The organism is Neorhizobium sp. BT27B (assembly GCF_050455485.1).
Taxonomy (GTDB): Bacteria; Pseudomonadota; Alphaproteobacteria; order Rhizobiales; family Rhizobiaceae; genus Neorhizobium.
Map to the genome: position 1 here is coordinate 1 of NZ_JBCIYT010000038.1, position 1556 is coordinate 1556.

A 1556-nucleotide genomic window follows, 5' to 3' on the forward strand; every position below is an offset into this window, starting at 1 on the left:
CCCCGCGTTTGATAACGCGGAGACGAGCAGATGGGATTGATAGCGATGAGCGAGCGGGATCTGCAGCGGATCGAAGTTTTGTCGAAGGTAGCGGCTGAGCGTATGACGATGGTTTCGGCGGCACATGTGCTCGACTTGAGCACGCGCCAGGTGCGCCGGCTGTTGAATCGGATGGGCACTGGTGGTGCGGCATCGATCCGGCACAAGGCGATCGGCCGGCCGTCAAACAACCGCATCAGCGACGGCGTTCGAGATTACGCGGTGACGCTGGTTCGGGAATCTTATGCGGACTTCGGTCCGACCCTGGCCTCCGAGATGCTGGCGGAGCGGGATGGATTGTGTGTGTCGCGCGAGACGCTGCGACGCTGGATGATCGATGCCGGCATCTGGTTGTCGCGCAAGCAACGTCGGACGTTTCATCAGCCAAGATTGCGTCGCGAGGCTTATGGCGAACTGGTGCAGATTGATGGCTCTGACCATCGCTGGTTCGAAGACCGTGGCGATCCCTGTTCGTTATTGGTTTTCATCGACGATGCGACCGGCAAGTTGATGCAATTGCGGTTTGTGCGATCGGAAAGTGCGTTTTCGTACTTTGAAGCACTGGCGCTGTATCTTCGCGAACATGGCGCGCCGATTGCGTTCTATTCAGACAAACATTCGGTGTTCCGAGTGGCAAAGAAGGATGCCAGGGGCGGTCAGGCGATGACCCAGTTCGGGCGTGCGCTTTGCGAGCTAAACATCGAGATTCTCTGCGCAAATTCGAGCCAAGCCAAGGGTCGTGTCGAACGGATGAACCGAACATTGCAGGATCGCCTGGTCAAGGCACTGCGACTGGCCAGGATCGATAACATGGAGGCTGGCAACGCGTTTCTGGCGAGTTTCATGAGCCGGTATAATGCTCGATTTTCCATCGTCCCTGCCCGTTCCGATGATTTGCACCGGCCGCTGAATCTGGCGCCGGATCGATTGACCGAGATCCTATGTAAACGCGAGCAGCGTTACGTCGGAACACAGCTGACATTTTCATTTGAACGCAAGCGGATCATGCTGAAGGAGACCGACGTGACGCGTGGTCTGGTTGGCCATTATGTCGAGACCTATGCCTATGCGGACGGGCGCCTCGATGTGCGCTGGAAAGGATATTCCCTGCCCTATACGGTGTTCGACAAGGACCAGCGGGTGACGCATGCGGCCATTACCGAGAACAAGCGGCTCGGTGATATTCTGGCTTACGTCAAGGAGCGTCAGGACCAGCATGTGCCGCCGGTCGTCAAGACCAACAGCGAGAAGATTGGTTACCGGCCAACGGGTCGAAAGCCGGGACGGAGCACGGATTTCATGAACGATCCGGCGGTGATTGCCCGGCGCAAAAAGGCACTGTTGAAGCAGCAAGCTGCGGAGTGACCTCAAGCTCGGATGGCCTCAAAGCACCCGCCCCGATCTGATCTTGCAAGCTGGATCAGCCGCTCAGATCGGGGCTGGTCGGTGTGCCGTGTAGCGGCCTCTCTGACATTTCTACTTTGCAAACCGACGGACATTTCTACGTTGCCGCCACA

Annotated in this window: 1 protein-coding gene; it reads left to right on the forward strand. The window is 57.7% G+C overall.

Going from position 1 to position 1556, the window contains the following annotated elements; all coding sequences use genetic code 11:
- Nucleotides 1-30: 30 nt before the first annotated feature.
- Nucleotides 31-1404, forward strand: a complete 1374-nt coding sequence (locus tag AAIH70_RS30935; protein WP_430038173.1) for an ISNCY family transposase — start codon at nt 31-33, stop codon at nt 1402-1404.
- Nucleotides 1405-1556: the final 152 nt, after the last annotated feature.